16 protein-coding genes (1 of these 16 only partly in view) are annotated in these 19,851 nt (G+C 46.6%); 6 read left to right on the top strand and 10 right to left on the bottom strand.

Translation table 11 applies throughout. The features are described 5' to 3' along the window. Both guaA and guaB read right to left on the bottom strand, forming a co-directional pair. Window positions 1–1,518 carry the 5' portion of a glutamine-hydrolyzing GMP synthase gene (gene guaA, locus MP3633_RS17540; protein WP_176336507.1) on the bottom strand. The gene continues 60 nt to the left of window position 1, outside the view, so only the first 1,518 of its 1,578 coding nucleotides appear in the window; the start codon lies at window positions 1,516–1,518; its stop codon lies beyond the left edge, outside the window. Window positions 1,519–1,651: 133 nt separating this feature from the next. Continuing rightward, window positions 1,652–3,118: an IMP dehydrogenase gene (gene guaB, locus MP3633_RS17545; RefSeq protein WP_176336508.1), complete on the bottom strand. Its 1,467-nt coding sequence runs from the start codon at window positions 3,116–3,118 to the stop codon at window positions 1,652–1,654. A gap of 93 nt (window positions 3,119–3,211) precedes the next feature. Between guaB and xseA the strand changes: the two genes are divergently transcribed. Then, a complete protein-coding gene (gene xseA, locus MP3633_RS17550; protein WP_176336509.1) occupies window positions 3,212–4,564 on the top strand; it encodes an exodeoxyribonuclease VII large subunit in 1,353 nt (450 codons plus the stop codon). 134 nt (window positions 4,565–4,698) lie between these two features. Here the strand turns inward: xseA and MP3633_RS17555 are convergent, their stop codons facing one another. Then, complete coding sequence (locus tag MP3633_RS17555) at window positions 4,699–5,889, bottom strand: Fic family protein (RefSeq protein WP_176336510.1); 1,191 nt, start codon at window positions 5,887–5,889, stop codon at window positions 4,699–4,701. 300 nt (window positions 5,890–6,189) lie between these two features. On the opposite strand from MP3633_RS17555, the gene MP3633_RS17560 reads away from it, so the two are divergent. Beyond that, a complete protein-coding gene (locus MP3633_RS17560) occupies window positions 6,190–6,411 on the top strand; it encodes a type II toxin-antitoxin system Phd/YefM family antitoxin (RefSeq protein ID WP_176336511.1) in 222 nt (73 codons plus the stop codon). A gap of 97 nt (window positions 6,412–6,508) precedes the next feature. Continuing rightward, on the top strand, window positions 6,509–7,282 hold the full coding sequence (locus MP3633_RS17565; RefSeq protein WP_176336512.1) for a hypothetical protein: 774 nt from the start codon (window positions 6,509–6,511) through the stop codon (window positions 7,280–7,282). A gap of 13 nt (window positions 7,283–7,295) precedes the next feature. Here the strand turns inward: MP3633_RS17565 and MP3633_RS17570 are convergent, their stop codons facing one another. Both MP3633_RS17570 and MP3633_RS17575 read right to left on the bottom strand, forming a co-directional pair. Beyond that, on the bottom strand, window positions 7,296–8,660 hold the full coding sequence (locus MP3633_RS17570; RefSeq protein WP_176336513.1) for a sigma-54-dependent transcriptional regulator: 1,365 nt from the start codon (window positions 8,658–8,660) through the stop codon (window positions 7,296–7,298). After that, the gene (locus tag MP3633_RS17575; protein ID WP_244959726.1) at window positions 8,647–10,560 is read right to left on the bottom strand and encodes a sensor histidine kinase; all 1,914 of its coding nucleotides are present in this window, start codon (window positions 10,558–10,560) and stop codon (window positions 8,647–8,649) included. Before MP3633_RS17575 ends, MP3633_RS17570 begins: the two co-directional genes overlap by 14 nt. A gap of 361 nt (window positions 10,561–10,921) precedes the next feature. Between MP3633_RS17575 and MP3633_RS17580 the strand changes: the two genes are divergently transcribed. From MP3633_RS17580 to MP3633_RS19060, 3 genes are read left to right on the top strand one after another with little or no spacing between them, the layout of a single operon-like run. Next, window positions 10,922–12,376, top strand: a complete 1,455-nt coding sequence (locus tag MP3633_RS17580) for a cytochrome ubiquinol oxidase subunit I (RefSeq protein ID WP_176336514.1) — start codon at window positions 10,922–10,924, stop codon at window positions 12,374–12,376. After that, on the top strand, window positions 12,373–13,386 hold the full coding sequence (cydB, locus tag MP3633_RS17585) for a cytochrome d ubiquinol oxidase subunit II (RefSeq protein ID WP_244959728.1): 1,014 nt from the start codon (window positions 12,373–12,375) through the stop codon (window positions 13,384–13,386). The genes MP3633_RS17580 and cydB overlap by 4 nt, the downstream gene beginning before the upstream one ends. Beyond that, complete coding sequence (locus MP3633_RS19060; protein WP_280526386.1) at window positions 13,386–13,520, top strand: hypothetical protein; 135 nt, start codon at window positions 13,386–13,388, stop codon at window positions 13,518–13,520. The genes cydB and MP3633_RS19060 overlap by 1 nt, the downstream gene beginning before the upstream one ends. Window positions 13,521–13,602: 82 nt before the next feature. Here the strand turns inward: MP3633_RS19060 and MP3633_RS17590 are convergent, their stop codons facing one another. From MP3633_RS17590 to MP3633_RS17610, 5 genes are all read right to left on the bottom strand, one after another. Continuing rightward, window positions 13,603–15,540 (bottom strand): TRAP transporter permease, encoded by a 1,938-nt coding sequence (locus tag MP3633_RS17590; RefSeq protein ID WP_176336515.1) that lies wholly within the window; start codon window positions 15,538–15,540, stop codon window positions 13,603–13,605. A gap of 10 nt (window positions 15,541–15,550) precedes the next feature. Next, window positions 15,551–16,486, bottom strand: coding sequence for a TAXI family TRAP transporter solute-binding subunit (locus MP3633_RS17595; protein WP_176336516.1), 936 nt, complete (start codon window positions 16,484–16,486; stop codon window positions 15,551–15,553). A gap of 94 nt (window positions 16,487–16,580) precedes the next feature. After that, entirely contained in the window at window positions 16,581–17,678 is a 1,098-nt protein-coding gene (locus MP3633_RS17600; protein WP_176336517.1) for an ABC transporter substrate-binding protein, read from the bottom strand. Then, complete coding sequence (locus MP3633_RS17605) at window positions 17,675–19,129, bottom strand: sensor histidine kinase (protein WP_176336518.1); 1,455 nt, start codon at window positions 19,127–19,129, stop codon at window positions 17,675–17,677. The genes MP3633_RS17600 and MP3633_RS17605 overlap by 4 nt, the downstream gene beginning before the upstream one ends. Further along, the gene (locus MP3633_RS17610; protein WP_176336519.1) at window positions 19,122–19,793 is read right to left on the bottom strand and encodes a response regulator transcription factor; all 672 of its coding nucleotides are present in this window, start codon (window positions 19,791–19,793) and stop codon (window positions 19,122–19,124) included. The genes MP3633_RS17605 and MP3633_RS17610 overlap by 8 nt, the downstream gene beginning before the upstream one ends. Window positions 19,794–19,851 lie beyond the last annotated feature (58 nt).

Raw genomic sequence — 19,851 nt, forward strand, 5'->3', positions numbered from 1 at the left:
GTGCTCAATCTCATTAATAATGCGACCAGATACCGTTTCCAGCAACTCGTACGGAAGATGCGCCCAACGTGCGGTCATGAAATCGATGGTTTCAACGGCGCGCAGTGCAACAACGTATTCGTAACGACGACCGTCACCGACAACGCCAACCGATTTAACTGGCAAGAAAACCGCGAACGCTTGGCTCGTCTTGTCGTACCAACCCGATCTGCGTAACTCCTCAATGAAGATAGCGTCCGCACGGCGAAGAATATCTGCGTACTCTTTTTTCACTTCACCCAAGATACGAACACCAAGGCCAGGCCCTGGGAACGGATGACGATAAACCATGCTATGTGGCAACCCAAGCGCTACACCCAATTTACGCACTTCATCTTTAAACAATTCGCGCAGTGGTTCAACCAACTCCATCTTCATATCGTCTGGTAAACCACCAACATTGTGGTGAGACTTGATAACGTGTGCTTTACCTGTTTTAGACGCCGCTGATTCGATCACATCAGGATAAATCGTACCCTGTGCAAGAAACTCAATATTATTCAGCTTTGATGATTCTTCATCAAAAATCTCAATAAAGCTGTTACCGATAATTTTACGCTTCGCTTCAGGATCGGCTTCGCCTTTCAAACGCCCTAAGAAAAGATCTTCGGCATCAACACGGATCACTTTCACGCCCATGTTATCTGCGAACATCTTCATCACCTGATCGCCTTCATTCAAACGAAGCAAGCCGTTATCAACAAAAACACAGGTCAACTGATCGCCAATTGCTTTATGAAGTAACGCTGCCACAACGGAAGAATCCACACCGCCAGACAGTGCTAACAAAACTTGCTTATCGCCCACTTGCTCACGCATTCTTTCGATAGCGTCGGTTGCAATGTTCGCCGGCGTCCATAACGTATCACAACCACAAATATCAACGATGAAACGCGTTAATATCGCGCCACCTTGTAGTGTGTGCGTTACTTCAGGATGGAATTGTACACCGTAGAAATGTTTCGTTTCATTCGCCATCGCTGCGATAGCGCAACTTTCTGTCGATGCCATCAAGATAAAGTCTTTTGGCATCTCAACCACTTTATCACCGTGGCTCATCCACACATCTAATGACGCAACACCATTATTCGCAACATGATCCTGAATATCATCAAATAAGGCAGGACCATCGTGTTTACGAATTTGCGCGTAACCAAATTCACGAACCTCAGAACCTTGGACTCTGCCACCCAACTGCTCAGCCATGGTTTGCATACCGTAACAAATACCAAATACCGGCACGCCCAATGTGAATACCGCTTCTGGAGCACGAGGAGAACCTGGCTCAGGCACGGATTCAGGACCACCCGCTAGGATGATGCCCTTTGGATTGAAGTCGATAACCTCTTGATCTTCCATATCAAAAGCACGAACTTCACAATAAACACCAATTTCACGCACACGGCGTGCAATCAGCTGAGTGTACTGAGAACCGAAATCAAGAATAAGAATTTTATGAGCGTGGATATCTTGCGACATTATTAGCCATTCCTTTCACTCTACCTAAAAGAACGAAGTCTTTTTTGCGTAGAAGTAATCAATAAGTAGTAAGAGCAATAAATAAAGATGGGGCGTGTTGTACGCCCCATCTCAGTGTCAAATTATCTCGAGGTTAGCCCGCGTGATAATTCGGCGCCTCTTTTGTAATCGTCACATCATGAACGTGACTTTCACGAATACCTGCGCCCGTAATTTTTGAGAACTGCGCTTTCGTACGCATCGTCTCAACATCTGGCGAGCCAGTGTAACCCATTGAAGAGCGAACCCCGCCCATCAACTGATGAACAACGGCCGCCATTGGGCCTTTTGATGGCACTCGGCCCTCAATGCCTTCTGGAACCAATTTTTCCACACTGCTGGAATCTTGGAAGTAACGATCGCTCGAGCCCTGAGATTGAGACATCGCACCTAGCGAGCCCATGCCACGGTAAGCTTTAAATGAACGACCTTGGAAAAGTACCACTTCACCTGGCGCTTCATCCGTACCAGCCAGTATACCACCAACCATGATAACACTAGCGCCAGCCGCAATCGCTTTACTAATATCACCAGAAAAACGCACACCGCCATCCGCGATAACAGGAATACCGCGAGGATTCATTACTTCAGCCACATTAGCAACCGCACTAATTTGCGGAACACCAACCCCAGTAACAATACGCGTGGTACAGATAGAGCCAGGACCGATACCCACTTTCACGCCATCAGCGCCCGCATCAGCAAGCGCAATTGCCGCTTCAGCCGTCGCGATATTGCCGCCGATAACCTGAATGTGAGGAAAGTTTTCTTTTACCCAACGAACGCGATCAATAACGCCTTTAGAATGGCCATGCGCCGTATCAACAACAATGATATCAACACCAGCGTCAGACAAAGCTTTCACTCGGTCGCCAGTATCTGCGCCTGTACCAACCGCTGCACCGACACGCAAACGACCTTGATCGTCCTTACATGCATGAGGGAAAGTCGTTGCTTTATTAAAGTCTGTTACCGTTACCATGCCGCGTAATTCGAACTGTTCGTTCACGATAAGCACTTTTTCAATACGGTTTTCATGAAGTAACTTACGGATAGAACCAGATGAAGCACCTTCAAGCGCCGTAACAAGGCGGTCTTTTGGTGTCATAATATCAGAGACTTTTTTGTCGTAGTCTTTAACAAAACGAACATCACGGCTTGTCACGATACCAACAAGATCGGTACCTTGAACCACAGGCACACTTGAGATGCTATTCGCTGCCGTCAAATCCATTAGCTCTTGAACGCTCGCTTCAGGATTGATGGTAACAAGATCACGAACGATGCCACTTTCGAATTTTTTAACACGACGCACTTCACGAGCTTGCTCTTCAATGGTCAAGTTTTTGTGCACAATGCCTATGCCACCTTCTTGAGCCAGAGCAATCGCCATGCGATGTTCAGTAACGGTATCCATCGCCGAAGACGTAAGCGGAATATTTAGCTCAATGTCTTTAGTGATTTTCGTTTTGAGGCTAACATCCTTAGGAAGAACTTCGGAATAGCCGGGGATAAGCAATACGTCGTCAAACGTTAAAGCTTCTTGCACGATTCGTAACATAATGGGGAGTTTCCAATGCCAACAAGGGTGTTAAGATGGCAAGTAATTCTACGCCTTTAGTTGCATTCGGTAAATCAAAACCACGAGAGATTGATGAAAAACTTTACAACTTCTGCCTCACAAGAAACCGCGTTTAGCGTCTCGCAACTAAATAGACAAATACAACAGTTACTTGAAGCCAGTTTACCGTGGATTTTAGTCGAAGGTGAAATTTCGAATCTGGCCAAACCCGGCTCAGGACATTGGTATTTTTCCCTCAAAGACGACAAAGCCCAAATCCGCTGTGCCATGTTCAAAGGCAAAAACAGCGCGGTACGCTTTCGACCAAAAGACGGCGACATGGTTCGACTGCGCGCTCGTGTCACTTTTTACGGCCCACGAGGCGATTGCCAACTAAGCGTCGAAAGTATGGAATCCGCTGGCGAAGGTGCATTACAACAAGCGTTCGAACGACTCAAAACCAGCTTACAGCTTGAAGGTTTGTTCGACGCCAAGCACAAAAAGCCACTGCCAACCAAACCTGAACGCGTTGCCATCATCACCTCGCCCATCGGCGCGGCCGTTCGAGACATGATAATCGCCTTCCGCAGACGCTTTCCTTTAACAGAACTAACGATCTTACCTTCGTTAGTACAAGGGCAAGACGCCGCGAAAAACATTCTGAGACAACTACAACGAGCCGACGACAGCGGACATTTCGATGCTATCGTACTGGGTCGTGGTGGCGGCTCATTAGAAGACTTATGGAGTTTCAACGACGAAGCCCTAGCGCGCGCCGTTTTTCATGCAAAAACGCCGATTGTTTCCGCGGTTGGTCATGAAACCGACTTCACCATTACCGACTTCGTTGCCGACGTTCGCGCCGCCACACCAACCGCCGCCGCCGAACTACTCAGCCCAGATCGCAACCAACTACTTCGACAAATTGAGCAACAAGAAAAACAACTGGTTCGTCGCATGTCGCGCATTCTCGAACAAGGTCAGCAGCAGCTCGACTTTATGATCAAGCGCATTCGCCATCCAAAAGAACGCATTGAGCAACAACAAACGCAACTAGACCAACTAAAACGCCGCTTACAGCAAAGCATGCAGCGAAAAGTCTCAGAGCAACAAACGCAAAAGGCAAATCTGGCACATCGTCTGGAAAGAAATAGTCCAACTCGACGAATCGTTCAAGACAGACAAAAACTCATCGACATCGACACTCGTCTTGCCCGCGCTTTAAGCAACACCTTAGCGAACAAACAAACCGCCTTTGCCCGAGTCATCGAAAAACTCAACCTCGTCAGCCCGCTAAACACCTTATCCCGCGGCTACGCCATCGCCTCGAAAGACAAACAAGTGATTCGATCCATTGATGACGTAGAGAAAGGCGACGCCATAAAAATCAGAGTTCAGAATGGCGAGATCAACTGCACAGTGAAAACGACCAAAGCAATTAGTTAGATTGCTTGAGTTGAGTTTAATCAGAAACAAAAAACACGCTTGCTCCACGCGGCAGAGCGAAAAGTCGCTGAACGATGTTTTTGTTTCTTTTGATGATGAAATGGAAGTTAGGTCATTAGTTAAAAAGTAAGCAATTACCAAAGGTGCGGGAAGAGAAAGGAAATAGCATCAAACGGAATTTGATCCATTTTCAGTGCCGCTTTCGTTTCTCCGCTGACCCAGCGCTCTTCTATAAGTTGCTTAACAACGGCACGCGAATTGGTATCTCCTAACCCTGTGATTTTTGGTACATCTGTCCGCATTACCCTAGAGTTATCCATAATAGCTCTCAGTAATATAAAGGTTTCAGGACGCCATTTTTTAAGCGCTTCACCTTTCGTACTAAGTGCTACACCAGCGGTCCGTAAATCTGCATATTGCTTTAATCTCATATCAAAAGATTGAATATCTAAAACACCAGAAAGATACTGAATTTGATCTAAACAGGTTTCAAAGAAATAACGTTGAAAGGCTTCAAGCCCTCTGTTCGACAAAATTCCACGTCCGTCCGTACTACCTTGTCTAACCATATCCGCGCCAGACAAGCGAAGCTTGTATTCATCGATTGTGCGTGCGAAACCTCGACTCAATGTCCACAAGCCGTAACCATCAACGCCCGCTCCTCGCATATAACTGTCCGTAAACAAACGCCCTACTCGGCCATTTCCATCCAAGAATGGGTGAATCCAAGCAAAGCGATGATGCGCAGCCGATGCAGCCAAAAGACGCGTTTCGCCAAATAACCGATCCAATCGATATGAGCTATGAAACCAGTTTAAATAACCATTTAGCTCATCTTGATGTGGCGGTAAATGTTTCCCAACTTGAACTTGAGTGGTTCGTAGTTTTCCCGCTTCTACAAGATACGTTTCACCTGTTGATTCTCGAACATGCGTTCGCACAGATTCGGGTAAATCTTTAAAAAAATGTTCATGTATCGAACACAAGAAAGCTTTCTCTGTAATCTGCTCAAGACTGATGCGACCTTCGAGCAAGGCAGCTTGTGCCACCAAATACGCTTCGATTTCTAGTAAATCATTCCGTTTTACAGGGTCAGTTAGTACAACGTCTTTATTACGAATAATATCTGCAGGTTCTGTGCTGTTGCCTTCTATTCTGTTGCTGTAATAGCTGTTAACAAATCGTAGTAGATGTTCAACCGCTGGCTTAAGATTTGGACGTACGGAAGCCGACAAGCTCGCGGATTGTTTATAAACCTCCACAGCCATATTTCGAATGTCTCCGGAAGCCTGTTCTGATTGAATAAAAGGCGTTACACTGATCATTTTTAACGGTTCTTTTGATGGTTAATTTTCTTTAAAAATCAAACAATTAACTTATTAATATACTTATACATTAACGGTTAATTTAACGCTATAATAAACTAAACCTATAGACTTAGATAGCTGAGTGCAGTGTGCCTACTTTAGATGCATCAACAAGAAACAAAACACGTTCGCTCCACGCGCCAGCGCGAAAAGTCGCTAAATGTTGTTTCTTTTCTTAGATTAACAGGTAATTGTACAACTCTTTAATAAGACATAGTTTGAAAGAATTACACGGATAAAAGAAAAAAGGAGGTTGCTATGAACGTCGTCAGTGTAGAAGAACTTAGCGCGAATTTAGAGAATATATTAGGCAAAGTAAATGAAGATCATAAACCTATTTTCATTACTCGCCCAGAAGGTAAAACAGCCGCATTAATTGGCCTTGAAGATTTTAAAGCGTACAAAGAAACCCTTCACTTAATGGAAAGTAGCAAAAACGAAAAACGCCTGAATGACGCGATTGAAGGAAGCCGTAACTAACTCGATCTTACCGACTCTAGCAAGGCTGTTTTTACAGATGAAAAACTAATAAAAGCAAGCCATACCGCAAAACAAAATCTCCTGATGGGTATAATATATGGAACTGGGTATTTGTGCTTTATGTGAGAAAGAAAAAAAGCTTGTAGATTCACATATTTTCCCAGCTTTCATGTGGAAAAGTGGTTCTAAGCAAGAGCCAATTCAAGAGTTTAGTCTTAATGAAAAATATCCTAAAAAAAGACTTAACGGCATATATCAAAAATTACTATGTGATACTTGTGAAAAAATAATCGGTCAATATGAAAACTATGGCCGTCCATTCTTAGAAAGAGTTCGGGGCATTACTCCCAAAGAACCGCACACAGAAGTTTTCAATAAATTTGATGGTGTGAAAGGTTCGAATAACAAATACAATTACTCAAAACTAAAACTCTTGTTTTTAAGTATTTTATGGAGAGCCTCCGTAAGCTCGATGCCTCAATATGCCCAATGCGACTTAGGTGATTTTTATAATAGTCAGATAAGAAAATTACTCTTAGACAATACCCCGTCTATACTTTCAAAAAGCACATTTCCAATAGCTATAAGGTGTTACAACCTTGAAGATTCAGACACGAGTCCACTTCACATTCCACCAATAAAAGTTCAACTCAAAAACTATCATAAATCTTGCTATTTTTTTGTAATTCACGGTCTTGGGGTACACATAGGAGTTGGAGAATTTCAAGACTACAAGAATGAAGAATTTATGCGTGGAGCGGGCTTTGATGAAGAAAAGCTTATCGTCTGCTATCTCAGCGTTGAGCAAGACAAGCACCTTATTAACATATATTCAGAATCAGCAAAGAAACTTGGACTACTAAATATATAAACTATTACTTATTTCACAACTCATATCTCTCTATTTTCTTGATCAGTCCTTGCCGTGAGATACCAAGTTGTTTGGCTGCTTGGGTTCGGTTACCTTGGCTTTTATCTAAGGCGTGATGAATCAGGCGAATTTCAAGTGCTTTCACTTGTTCATCCAGCGTTTCTTCGGTGTCAGGAAAGCGGTTTACTGTTTGGTTCGTTCGCTGAACATTCGGATATAAAAGCTGAATATCCTCCATGGTGATCTGGCCTTGAGGGCAAATAGACGCGACGCTTTCAAGGGCATTTTTCAATTCTCGAACATTTCCGGGCCACATTTGATCACGAAACCATTGCACGGCTTCGGAGCTCAGCTGTAGATTTTTGGCCTGCTGACTTTGTAGACGAGAGAGAAACGCTTGCAGCAAAACGGGCACGTCTTCTAAACGTTCAGCAAGGGATTGCGTTTCAATGTTCACGCCTTTGATTCGATAATACAAATCTTCCCGAAAACTGCCCTCGTGGACTTTTTCCAGTAGATTCGCGTTGGTGGCCGAAATAACGCGAATATCGATGTGCTTTTGTTCCCGTCCGCCAACCGGAAAGAAGGTTCCTTCTTGTAATACACGCAGCAATTTGACCTGCATCGCCAGCGGCATTTCACCGATTTCATCTAAAAATAAAGTGCCGCCATCGGCCAAGCTCAATAAACCGACTTTGTCTTTTTCTGCGCCAGTAAACGCGCCTTTCACGTAACCGAATAACTCGCTTTCCAATAAGTCCGCCGGAATCGCGCCACAATGCACGGACACAAAGGGTTTCGCGGCGCGATGACTCAAGTCATGCAGCGTTTTTGAAATCACCTCTTTCCCTGTGCCCGATGGCCCCGTCACCAAAACGCGAACGTCAGTTGGCGCGATGCGTTCCACCAGCGCACGCACTTTTTGAGTGCTCGCCGAATGACCAATGTACGCCGCTGCACCTTCGGGCTGTTTGGTCGATTGCTTGAGCTGATTCAGCTCTCGCTCTAACGTGGTTTTAGTGATCGCTCGACGCACCACAACCGCCAGCATGTCGGGATCAATCGGTTTGGCGATAAAGTCCCACGCACCAAGCGACACAGCTTTTAGCGCCAAATCCCGATCCGCATGACCGGTGATAATAATCACCGGACGACCGTCAAAGTCTGCCATGGAATCCAGAGTCACTTGCGGGTCAAAATGTGGCGGCATGGACAAATCCAACAACACCAAATCCGCGTCAAACGTCGCGATGATCTTTCTAGCCTCTTCTAAACTTCCAGCCGTTTTTACATGGTAATCTTGATTCGCCAACCAGCGGCTCGCCAGCTCACGAAACGCCGGTTCGTCGTCCACTAAGAGGATTTTATTTTGTGTCATGAGAAGTGCTTCCTAAGCGGGAATACGCTGAATGTTGAGGCAAGATAAGCTCGAAGGTTACTGGCCAAGCCGTGTCAGCACGATGTTGAATATGGCCGCCATGCGCATCGACAATACGGCGCACGATGGCTAACCCTAAACCGCTGCCACCAGCGCGTTTAGTCATGAAGGACTGAAACAACGCCTCGCCTTGTAGACTGTCATCGATTTCTGGCCCATTGTTGTGCACGTTAATCACCACAGAGTCCGCGTTCATGCTCGCCTCGATGCAGAGCTTCCCATCCGGCTGATTGCGTGAAAACGCCACGGCGTTGTCGATCAAATTAATAAAAACTTGTTGCAGGCGCTGCGGATCGGCTTCCAGCTCTATCGATTCGGCGATGTTCACCTCGCAGGAAACACCTTCTAACTGAGCCTGCGTCAAAATGCTCTTCACCAAAGCTCGCAATGGCGTTGTGCTGATTTGCAGCGTTAATCCACCAGAATACACCAACATATCACTGACCAAACGATCCGCGCGTTTCAGTTGGGTTTGAATATGCTGACGAGTTTCTGGCGGCGAGTCGTAAGCCGCCATGGCGATAATATTGAGTGGATTACGCAATTCATGCGCCATGGCCGCTGACAAACTACCGAGCTCAACGAGATGCTGTTCATCCAAGCGTTTCCGCTCCGCAACCGCCAACGCCAAAGAGCGTTCCAACAAACCACAGCTGGTCGAAAACAAGGAGCCAAACACTTCTGCCGTCAGTCTCATTCCCGGGCTCGCATCATTCCAGCCAAGCAATAAAAAGCGCCAGCCCGACTCGGATCGAAAAACACTGAGCGCCAATGTTTGACCGTCGTCTACGTACGCCTTACCCACAGAATCCAAGCTTATGTCTACGTTTTGCCTGATCTGAGAAGACAGTAAACGCTCACCAATACTAATCAGCTGAGTCCAGTCTTGCGCTTCTTTTAACTGACTCGACCAAACTTCCAGCACGGTTTCATTCAATACCGCGCCAGGGTAAATAACACGTGAGATAAGTCGATTTAGTGGCTGATAAATCAACGCCGACATCACTAACATCAACAGGGAATACAGCCACAATTGCCAGCTCGGAACATCCGCCAGCGCCTGCAAACCAACCCGCCCAGACACCACACTGATCACGGCGATCAAACACAGAATAACCAACATCATCGCCACCCAAAGCAAAGCACGGTTGGCAAAGGCATTGACGGAAAGAATTTGATAGCGCACCACGGCGTAAACCAAGAGCAGTAAATACGTCGGCAACAACAGCATGGGATACGGAAACCAGCTGATACCAAAGGAAGGAAACACAAAGCTGGTTGCTAACAACAACCCCCAAGCACCCACACCAAACATGGCGAGAATCGAACGTTTTTTATTGCCCGAATGACGATACCAGCCGAACAACAAAACACCGTGCGCCAAGATGCCGATTAAGACGGTATACGCCAGATTCCACGTTCCTGCATCGGTGAAAATAAAGAATGAGCGCGTGTCTAAGGTGCCAATGGCGTCGCCCGCACCCATCCACCAGCTTTGTAATACCACTACAACACTGGCGGCGTAAAACCACGGAATGGCTTGCAGCAGTCGATCGAGCATAACCTCCTTCGCCGCACCAGAATTCACAAACCGGATGGCAAAATGCAGGAAAAACGTCGGCATCAGCGGGTTCGCCAAAATAATGTAAACCCCCATTTTCTCATAACCTTGAAACAACACGACATGGCCAAAACACCAAATGGCCATCATGATGGCAAAACCCGCCAAGGCTTGCAGATCACCCTGTTTACGGGCGCGCCACAGCAACCAAGCCGCCACTAAAAAACCGCACACGCTGGAAACCAACATGGCCACTTCGAACATCAATGAGAGCGTCAAACTGTAAACCTCGTTTACACCAATAAGTGGAGGAATCGTAAACCTCTTTTACGATTCACGCAAAGTTAAAAATTATTCCTTTAAAATCAAATAGATAAGACTCTTAAAAACTTGGCCTGACGATTGCTGTTAGATAAGTAACTTTATTGATCTATCTCAATCTTTTTCTTATTAACGGAGCAGGCATTATGAATACTGGATTTTTTATGACCGAAATCATCGCACTTCTCAGCATTGTGGGTTTGGCATTATTTCCTTTGGCATGGCAGCAAATGCGCACCATTAGAATCAACAAGAACACCTAATGATTTACGACTTATGCCATTCATTCGTTCCTTCTGTTAAATAGGTTAATACTAAAATGGACCTCGACGTCGCCATCTTATCTCGCATCCAGTTCGCTTTTACGGTGAGCTTTCATATCATTTTTCCCAGCATCACCATTGGATTGGCCACGCTGATTGCGATTTGGGAAGGCTTGTGGCTGAAAACCCATAACCCTTACTATTTACAGCTCGCTAAATTTTGGATCAAACCTTTTGCCATCACCTTCGGCATGGGCGTGGTCTCCGGCATCGTGCTGTCTTACGAATTTGGTACCAACTTTTCTAAGTTCTCTGTGATCACTGGCGCGGTGCTTGGCCCATTGATGGCGTATGAAGTCTTAACCGCCTTCTTCATGGAAGCCGGATTTTTGGGTGTAATGCTATTTGGCTGGCAGCGAGTCGGTCGTAAGCTGCATTATTTCTCTACCCTTGTGGTCATGACTGGTACTTGGATTTCTGCATTTTGGATCATTGTGGCGAACTCTTGGATGCAAACCCCCACCGGCTACAAAATCATTAATGGCAAATTTGAAGTCGAAAGTTGGATGGAAGTCATCTTCAACCCTTCTATGCCTTACCGACTCACTCACATGGTCGTCGCGTCATTGATCACCGCGACCTTCGTGGTGGCTGGCATTAGCGCGTATTACTTATTGAAAAAGAAGAACATTCCTTTCGCAAAAAAAGGCTTGTCCATGTGTATGTGGTTCGCATTGGTGCTAACACCGCTGCAAGCATGGATTGGCGACATGCACGGTTTGAACGTGAGAGAGCATCAACCAACTAAACTCGCTGCGATGGAAGGCATTTGGTCAGCTGAAGAAGAAAACGTGCCACTGTTGCTGTTCGCTATGCCTAACATGAAAACCGAGTCCAATGATTATGAAGTTGGTATTCCCAATCTCGGCAGCTTGATTCTGACACACTCTTGGGATGGCGCAGTGCAAGGTTTAAAAGCCGTTCCACCAGAAGACAGACCCAATGTACCGCTAGTATTTTGGTCTTTCCGTGTCATGGTGGGTATTGGGTTTGGCATGATGGGCATCGCTGTTTTGGCGTTGTTATTACGTCGCAAAGGTCGCTTGTTCGAGAATAAACCCTTCCTTGCTTTGGTCACGCTATTTACGCCTATGGGTGTCATTGCGGTTCTCGCTGGCTGGTACGTGGTCGAGATCGGTCGACAACCTTGGATCGTCTACAACTTGGTACGTACTTCTGAAATCGTTTCGCCGTTACCGCCGGAGCGCGTGCTCTTTACTCTGATCATGTTTGTGATTATTTACAGCTTACTGATCGGCGTTTATCTCTACTTTATGCGTAAGCTTATTAAAAAAGGGCCGCCGTCAATGGAAGCACTAGAGCAACAACTCATCGGTATGAAAGCACCGGGTTACGCGTTGGCTTGGGTGAAAACACTGCAACATAAAGAACTGCAAACTAACGAACCACAATCTAACGAATCACAAAACAAAGAACAGGGAGATAAATGATGGATTTGGCTCTTTTCTACTTCCTTGTCTTAGGTTTCGCCATTTTTATGTACGTGTTGCTGGATGGCTTCGACCTAGGCATTGGCATTCTCTACCCTTGGTTTAACCAAGATGGCGAACGCGATCACTTAATGCGTTCTATTTCACACGTTTGGGATGGCAACGAAACGTGGCTGGTGTTTGGCGGTGTGGTGTTATTTGCTGCGTTCCCGGCTGCTTACGCTGGCATTACTTCAACCTTTTATCTGCCCATTATGTTGATGCTGTTTGCGCTGATCTTTCGCGGTGTAGCGTTTGAATATCGCTTCAAGTCCGACACGTCTCGGCCTTATTGGGATTTTGCCTTTAGCGCTGGCTCGGCGGTTGCGGCGTTTTGCCAAGGCATGTTGCTAGGTTCACTCGTACAGGGCGTTCCGGCCGATGTCGACAGCTTATCCAGCTTGCATTGGTTAACACCGTTTTCTATTCTCACTGGGTTTTCCGTGATGGCAGGTTATGCATTATTGGCAGCGTGTTACTTGTTCATGAAAAGTCGCGGCCGCATTCAAGCCCACTCGGCCAAACTGGCAAAGCGGCTCTTGCTCATCACTATTTTAGCCATGATCATTGTGAGTTTATGGACGGTGGCCAGCCAAGTGGACATTCGTCAGCGCTGGTTTTCTGGCTTCAACTTTTTATGGCTGTCACCTTTGCCTATCATTACCTTGGTTGTCGCCGTGTTGGCGTGGAGAGACTTGAACCGTCATTCCGTCGGACAAAGCCATCACGAAGATCGCCCATTTTGGTATGCAGCCACGCTCTTTTTACTCGGCTTTGCCGGTCTCGTTGTCGGATTATTTCCTTACCTGATACCAAGACAGTTAACCTTTATGGACGCCGCGTCACCAGACAGTAGTTTGCTTTTTCTCTTGCCCGGCATTTGTATTTTTGTGCCGCTTATTTGCGCTTACACCTTTTGGGGTTATCGCGTGTTTGCAGGCAAAGTGGAAGATTATCAGGAGGGCTACTAATGCTAAAACGCCTCAAAGCAAAACTGGCCAAGCTCAAATCGTGGCAATGGTTTTTACTTCTCTATTTAGTGGGCTTTGTCGTCGTGTTCTCGGCGTCGTATAGCATTAAACTATTGATGACGGGATTGCCTTAGCCGCTTGTCTTGCTCAAACAAAAAAGCCGCCCACTCAATCAAACTTGAGGGGCGGCTTATTTCGATCAATCAAACTAGCTGCTTACGCTTTTGCTGTTTCCAAGGCGTTTATCTTAGGTTTGATACAAGCTTTAGCAAGTAACCCAATAAACAATAAACAACCAAGAGCACGTGCCGCGATAATCATAGTTGACGTATCGATTGCCGCTGCAGGCCAAGCAATGAGCACCGCTGCGACAATATACAACAATCGAGTCATCCACGATAAGTTCTCACGCAACCAGCCGGAAAAACCAATGCTCATCGACATCGTCGCCAAAGTGGCAAAGGTGATCGCGGCCACAATACTTTCCGTCGAACCAATCAACAACACGCCCGGCATGGTAACAAATAAGAACGGTACCAAGAGTTTTACAAAGCCTAAACGCATGGACTCCACCGCCGTTTCATTTGGCTCCGCACCCGATATTGTCGCCGCCGCATAAGCCGCCAAGGCAACCGGCGGCGTAATGGCAGACACCAAACCGAAGTAGAAAATGAACATATGCGCTGACAAGGTTTCCATGCCTAATTGCGTCATCGCTGGCGCAACCAATACCGCGAGCAATAAGTACGCCGCGGAAGTGGGCAATCCCATGCCAAGAACAAACGACGCCAAGGCGGTAAGTAATAAAACAGCCCACAAGTTTCCATCGCCAAGCTCGATGATTAAACCAGATAACATCAAGCCCATTCCGGTTAAGTTCAAGATCCCAATGACCACACCCGCCGCCGCAACAGCGGCAACAATGGGCAAGGTGTTAGACAGGGTCTCTTTACAGGCATCAATAAGATCGACAAAGTTAATCCGCGTGGCTTTCTTCCAAGGACACACCAGCAACCCTGCTAGAATCCCCATGACGGCAGCTTGTGTTGGTGACTTTCCGGAGATCATCAGCGAGATCAATACCACCAGCGGCAGCAACAAATAGCTTTTTGTTCTCAGCGTTTCAAGCAGTAACTGCAAGCCCGCTTCTGTATCTCTTGCTAAGTTAAGGCGCCCTGCTTCTAGACGAACAGCAATCATCAAAGCCAGAATATAAAGCAAGGCCGGCACTAACGCCGCCAGCGCCACTTCGGCGTAAGGAATACCAATCATTTCCGCCATCAAAAAAGCCGCAGCGCCCATGACTGGCGGCATAATCTGCCCAGCTGAAGACGCGGCGGCTTCTATCGCTCCGGCTAATTTGGCGCTGTAGCCAACACGCTTCATTAAAGGAATCGTAAAGGTGCCTGTTGTCACAACATTTGCCACCGCGCTGCCATTAAGTGAGCCCAATAGAGCGCTGGATAACGCCGCCGACAAACCCGGGCCACCTTGCACTCGACCTGTCAAACCACGCGCTAAATTAACAAACACTTCTCCCGTGCCGATCTTGGTTAAAATGGCACCAAACAAACTAAACAAGAAAATATACTCAACGGCGACGCCCATCGGTACACCGTAAACACCCTCGGTTGATAGCATTAACGTTGAGGCAAAACGACTTAGATCGTAACCGCTGTGGCCGTATTTCCCAGGAATCAAATCGCCAAAATAAGCGTACAGAAACGCCGCCGTCATTAAGGTGATCAACGCCCAACCAACGGCCATTCTGACAAAGACAAACACCACGGCAATCAAGGCCAAAAACACCCACTTATCCTGCCCAATCGACATGGCACCACGCATGATAATGTCGATATAGTAATGCCATAAATACGGCCCCGGCACTAACGCGATCAACGCCAATAGATAAAAAGCACTTCGACTCGCGGCACTTTTGTATCGCAGCGCGTAAAACAACATGGCTGCGCCAGCGACTAAAGAGAAAAACAAAGATCTTAATAGCAGCGCTGTAATACCGCCATAATAGGCGCCATAAAGTACAAGCCCAGCAATGCCCACGGCAATAACACTAAACAGGATAGAAACCGACAGACGTTCCTTTTTACCGGCAAAAGTAGATTCGAGCTGCAAACTTTGTAGGCTTGTTTTCATGATGGCGCTCCTATTTGCCGCTTACTTCATCGAAGTATTTTTTCGCACCAGGGTGCAACGCAATCGGCGTGTACTTCGCCGTTTTTAAGGAGATCGCTTTCGCTTGTGGATGAATCTGCCCAAGCTCGTCTAGATTGTCGAAAATCGCTTTAGTGATGTTATACACCGTGCTCTGATCTTCCTTGCCACTGGTAAAAAAAATCGCAGGATCGTTAATCATGGTAACGGGGGAAGTCTGGTCTGGGTACGTTCCAACAGGAAGCGAGTAAGCTTGATAGAAAGGGTACTTTTGAATCAAACTTTCTAACTTCTCGATCTTGGCAGACAGCAGTTTCATCTCGGTTTGTGAATCCAAATCGATCAATGACGCTGTAGGCGCGCCCGCTAATACAACGGTCGCATCCACTTGTCCGTTTATTAACGCTTTGACACCTTCATTGTAAGAAAGAAAACGCGGCGTGATGTCTTTAAACACCCCATATTCTTGTAGCAAACGCGTCGCCAATACGGCTGCATTACTGCCTGGAGGCCCCATGCTGACGCGCTTGCCTTTCAATTCTTCGAACGAGTTAACACCGGTACCCGACTTAGTCGCGATTTGAAGCACCGCAGGATACAAATAGGCGATGCCCGCCACATCCAATGGCCCACTGACTTTAAACGGGCCTTGGCCTTTTTTAGCTTCATACAGTGTTGAAGAGGAAGACAAGCCTAAGGTCATTTGACCTGCGGCAACGCGGTGATTGTTTTCAACCGACGCGCCCGTGACTTCCGCTCGCGCCGTGGTGTTATCCATGTGCTTATTAATGCTTTCTGAAATCCCAGCACCGATGACATAAAATAAGCCGCCTGTTCCGCCCGTTCCAATGGAAACGCGATCAGCCGCCATAGCGGAAGTGACCAAAGTGGCGCATAACGCGCTCGCGATGAATACTTTTTTAAACATGGGTTTCTCCATTATTATTTTTGTTGTTTATATTGCAAGGTCACTGTAACGAGGAAACCTTTCACCAACCTTTCATGGCGCATCAGCAACACATTTAAGGTGAAGAAAGTCTTTCGGACAAAGGCCGCATGGCATTGTCCCATTCATTGTAAATAAGCTGTTTTTTTGCATCGTCTGTCTGAATAAGCAATTCAAGGCCAAGTGGAATAGGACGAAAAATACCGTGGGGCAACTTGCTTAGCGCATCCCGACTATAAGGCCCAACCGCTTTTGGGCTAATCGGTGTAAGACCGGATTGGTTTGCTAAAATCTGCTGCCCTAAAGGCGACAGCAAAAGATCAATAAAGCGTTTCGCTAAACTTGGCTGTTTGGCGTCTCGATAAATAAACGCCGTGCGCATAATCACCGAAGTGTAATCGGTCGGCATGATGGTTTTAATCCACGGATATTGCTCAGACCATTGATACGAATAGGCACCTATCAGGTTATAAGCGACAAAAACTTGACCTTTCAAAAGCGCCTGAAGCATAGAAGACGTGTCGGTATAGAGTTGTGCCTGATGATTTCCAAAGGCTTCCAGCAAACGACCATAGCTGCGCGATTGCTGCCCATCATAGATCCATGCCAAATAACCAATGCCTGATTTTTTAATATCAAACAGACCAATTTTTTCATCCAACAAGTGGTTCTTCTTGCGGATCAAATTGAGTAATTGCTCACGACTCAACGGCAAATCGTCCGCGGCCAGAATGTCGGTATTGATCGCGGTAACAATTGGCTCGTAGGTAAAGCCAAATAGTTCATTACGCCAATACGAGTCGCTTGGAAGTCGCTCAAGTTCTGGAGATTGATAAGCCAGCGCAAAGCCATCGTTCGCCAGCTTAAATTGCAAATCCATGGCAGGGCTCATGATGATATCTGCGCGTGTTTCTGGCTCAGAGAGAAAACGCTCGTATAAGTCGCGTGTATTCGATTCGGTATAATGAATTGTCACATCGGGGTGCTGCGCTTCAAACGCCTTAAACAAAGGGTCAATCACGGTACAATTCACGGCCCCATTAATCGACAGCACTCGCCTTTCATTTACGGTGATTTCTTTCCCTGTGCTGTCTTGCTCAGCAAACGCAAGGGCACTGAGCGTAAACAAACCCCATACGAAAAAGCAGGTAAACATCCCCATTGAGCGCGTCATAGTCGCGCGCCTTTTGGTTTAGGGTACCTGTTCTTAGGAAGCGTGCGCTTAGGAAAAATGACTTCCACGATAAGTCCCGTGGGCTCGTTGTCTTTAAGGTGAAATCTCGCATCGTGGTGTTCGGCCACTTCTTTGGCGATCGACAAACCAATACCAGAACCGGAAGCCTGATTGTCTGGACTGCGATAGAAATACTCAAAAATATGCTCTTTGTCTTCGTCTGGTACACCCACGCCTTGATCTCGAATTTGTAGCACCACGGCGGCGTCGTTCAGTTCGTTTGCCGACATTAGTTCGACTTCCACCAGCCCCTTGTTTGGGCTGTATTTGATCGCGTTCTCTATGATGTTTTGCAGCATTTGCTTCAGCGCAAATTCATCGCCATCGATCGCCGCTTTAATGTCTCCCACGTATTCAATTTCAACGCCTCGCTCTAAAGCCCAAACCACCAGATCTCGACAAGTATCTTTGGTTAGCTGATCTAACGACACAGGACTAAACGGATGACTTTGGTAACGGTGCGTCAGTGTGGCGCGATTAAGAAGCTGATTGACCGTATTGGTCAACACATTACTGCTTTCTAAAATATGCTGTAACTGCTTCTGACGTAGCGCTTCGTCTGTTTCGTCAATCGCATTTTGTGCTTGAGAATTAAGTCCTGCAAGCGGCGTACGGATCTGATGAGCCGCTTCTGCGGTAAAACGCTTAAGGCGCTCCAGCGTGGTATCCAGTTGCGCCATGAAATAATTAATACTTTTCAACAGTGGCGCGATTTCACTCGGCACATTGGTTTCAAGTGGCGACAACTCCAGTGGAGAGCGTTCCGTGATGGCCTGCTTGATCGCTTGCAATGGCCGCAATACGCGCCAAATAACGAAGAGCAGCAGGAGCAACGTAATGACAAAAAACAAACTGACAAAATGCAGCGCCATGCGGTTAATTTCTGCCGCGGCAGCTTGGCGTGCTCCCAGCGTTTGCCCGACAATAATAAACACGTCATTCACTTTATCGGCTTCTAACAATCGTTTCCCGAGCGCGACAAAACGTACATTTTCTTCGTGATACGGCGCTTCATAATAGATTGGAATGAACTTCTCTTTTTCGGTGGACTGAAGCAGCAATTGCGTAAAAGGAATACTAGGCAAGTCGTTATAACCTGTCAGAACTTGGTACTGGCTGTTCATAATGGCGTAAAAAGCACGGTCTGAATTTGAGAGAGCTAAGGTCTCAAAGGCGGACACAGGCAGATCAATAAACACCTTACTGTCTAATATGTTGATATTTTCCGCCATTTGTAACGCCGCGCCGTATAAAAGCCGATCGTAAGACACTTTCGTGGCGCGGTTTGCGTAGATGTGCGCGCCCCAGAGCGCCAACACGTTAATGCAGATCAAGACCATGCTGACCATTAAGATCAATTGCCGACGCATTGAGGTCGTCGTCTTAGGCATGGTGTTTTTCCAATAAGTAACCAAGACCACGAATGGTTCTAATGTGTATGTCGCTGTCTTGTAAGGACTTTCGTAATCGCGCCACGTAAATTTCGATGACGCTGGCGTTTGGGTTTTCGTTGAAATTGTAAATATGCTCGATCAAAGCTTCTTTACTGAGCACGCGACCGGTATGGCTAATAAACACCTCCAGCAAACGAAACTCTCGTTGTTTTAGTTCAATCGTGTTGTCTTTCACCGTGACGGTACAGGCTTGTAAATCGAGGCAAACATTACCGTACTCAATGATGTTTTGCGCCTGCCCTTGACTGCGACGAAGTAATGCTCGGCAACGGGCTTCAAGCTCACCAAAATCGACCGGTTTGGTCATGTAATCGTCTGCGCCCAAATCCAACAACTCGATGCGGTCTTTTATCTCATCACGCGCTGTCAGCACTATAACGGGCGTGCTGGAGTGTTTTTTACGAAGGTTCTGTAAAATCTGATTGCCCGTCATGTCTGGCAAATTTAGGTCGAGCAGCATCAAGTCATATTCTTGAAGCGCCAACATCTGGTTCGCTTCGGCTCCAGTTTGAGCAAGATCAAGACCGTGCCCCATTCGACCAATTCGCTGGCTAATCGCCTCGCCCAAAATTCGATCGTCTTCTACGACTAAAATACGCATGATAATGGCGCTCTTTTGTTATTGTTCTATTCAACGATGAAATAATGCTTTTCTGAGA

This window comes from Marinomonas primoryensis (assembly GCF_013372285.1).
In the GTDB taxonomy this organism is placed as follows: Bacteria; Pseudomonadota; Gammaproteobacteria; order Pseudomonadales; family Marinomonadaceae; genus Marinomonas; species Marinomonas primoryensis.

Coding starts and splice junctions, on each gene's coding strand:
- guaB (WP_176336508.1), bottom strand. CDS start 3,118: ATGTTACGAATCGTGCAAGAAGCTTTAACGTTTGACGACGTATTGCTT.
- xseA (WP_176336509.1), top strand. CDS start 3,212: ATGAAAAACTTTACAACTTCTGCCTCACAAGAAACCGCGTTTAGCGTC.
- MP3633_RS17555 (WP_176336510.1), bottom strand. CDS start 5,889: ATGATCAGTGTAACGCCTTTTATTCAATCAGAACAGGCTTCCGGAGAC.
- MP3633_RS17560 (WP_176336511.1), top strand. CDS start 6,190: ATGAACGTCGTCAGTGTAGAAGAACTTAGCGCGAATTTAGAGAATATA.
- MP3633_RS17565 (WP_176336512.1), top strand. CDS start 6,509: ATGGAACTGGGTATTTGTGCTTTATGTGAGAAAGAAAAAAAGCTTGTA.
- MP3633_RS17570 (WP_176336513.1), bottom strand. CDS start 8,660: ATGACACAAAATAAAATCCTCTTAGTGGACGACGAACCGGCGTTTCGT.
- MP3633_RS17580 (WP_176336514.1), top strand. CDS start 10,922: ATGGACCTCGACGTCGCCATCTTATCTCGCATCCAGTTCGCTTTTACG.
- cydB (WP_244959728.1), top strand. CDS start 12,373: ATGATGGATTTGGCTCTTTTCTACTTCCTTGTCTTAGGTTTCGCCATT.
- MP3633_RS19060 (WP_280526386.1), top strand. CDS start 13,386: ATGCTAAAACGCCTCAAAGCAAAACTGGCCAAGCTCAAATCGTGGCAA.
- MP3633_RS17590 (WP_176336515.1), bottom strand. CDS start 15,540: ATGAAAACAAGCCTACAAAGTTTGCAGCTCGAATCTACTTTTGCCGGT.
- MP3633_RS17595 (WP_176336516.1), bottom strand. CDS start 16,486: ATGTTTAAAAAAGTATTCATCGCGAGCGCGTTATGCGCCACTTTGGTC.
- MP3633_RS17600 (WP_176336517.1), bottom strand. CDS start 17,678: ATGACGCGCTCAATGGGGATGTTTACCTGCTTTTTCGTATGGGGTTTG.
- MP3633_RS17605 (WP_176336518.1), bottom strand. CDS start 19,129: ATGCCTAAGACGACGACCTCAATGCGTCGGCAATTGATCTTAATGGTC.
- MP3633_RS17610 (WP_176336519.1), bottom strand. CDS start 19,793: ATGCGTATTTTAGTCGTAGAAGACGATCGAATTTTGGGCGAGGCGATT.